Source organism: Rhodococcus sp. EPR-134 (assembly GCF_001647205.1).
Lineage (GTDB): Bacteria > Actinomycetota > Actinomycetes > Mycobacteriales > Mycobacteriaceae > Rhodococcus_F > Rhodococcus_F qingshengii.
On record NZ_LVCT01000541.1, the window covers coordinates 1 to 909 of the forward strand.

Consider the following 909-nt stretch of genomic DNA (forward strand, 5'->3'; position numbering starts at 1 on the left):
GAACGAGGCTGGGGAGGAGGGGAAGGGTCACGAAAAGCGCCCCGTCTCGCGTCCACTGCCTCGCCATCATCATGCTCCCAATCATACACCCCCACCCGCCAAACCGCAAAACAACCCGAAATCCAGAAACACCGAAATATTCCCCACTGCAACAACATTCGACGCTAACGAAACCATCACCGTGCACAACCCGCGAAACCAACCCAACACCAACCGAATACCGAAACCTACTGACACACAATAACATTCAAAAACACCCAAAAAACGAGCCCTAGCAACACCCCCACACCACCCGCCGGCCCCAGCGGCCCCCCGCCGGCACCCAAAACGCCGGCGCACCACACACCCCCAACAACCACCCCCGGGGACATGTCATCACCGCAGGTCAAACCCTAAAACACCAACACCGAACCCACCCACACCAACCAAACACCCCCACACCGACATCCCCCATCCCAGACTCCGGAGGCCATCCGCATGTCGTCGCGCCGTCAACCGGCCGGACGACCTTAGCCTTAGCTCATGGCGACGACAGAGCAACTCCACGGACAATGGTGGGTACCCGACTCGAACGGCCCTTCTCGCACCGTGCCGGGCGTTCTCACGCTCAGTGATTCCACAGAGCCGCGACTCGACTTGCACGGCGATTTGTACGATATTCACGAGCTGGGATTTCGCACTGTCCATGGCAATTCCGGTGGGCGCGCGGTGTCCCTGTTCGAGACGTACATCGATTCGGAAAAGGGTGGATTCACAAATGGCCAGAAGTACACCGACCAAACGATAAAGCTGTCAGGGCTCGTCATCGGAGACTCCCACGTCAACGACGCCGACGAACTCGCATTCACCGAGTCCGTCATCGAACTGGACTACCTCACCTACTGGGCCCGTGGCGTCAAGATCGCCGTA

1 protein-coding gene is annotated in these 909 nt (G+C 59.0%); it reads left to right on the forward strand.

Translation table 11 applies throughout. The features are described from left to right. Positions 1-522: 522 nt before the first annotated feature. Positions 523-909 (forward strand): hypothetical protein (locus A2J01_RS24470; RefSeq protein WP_156519386.1); only part of this gene is annotated, 387 nt, incomplete at its 3' end.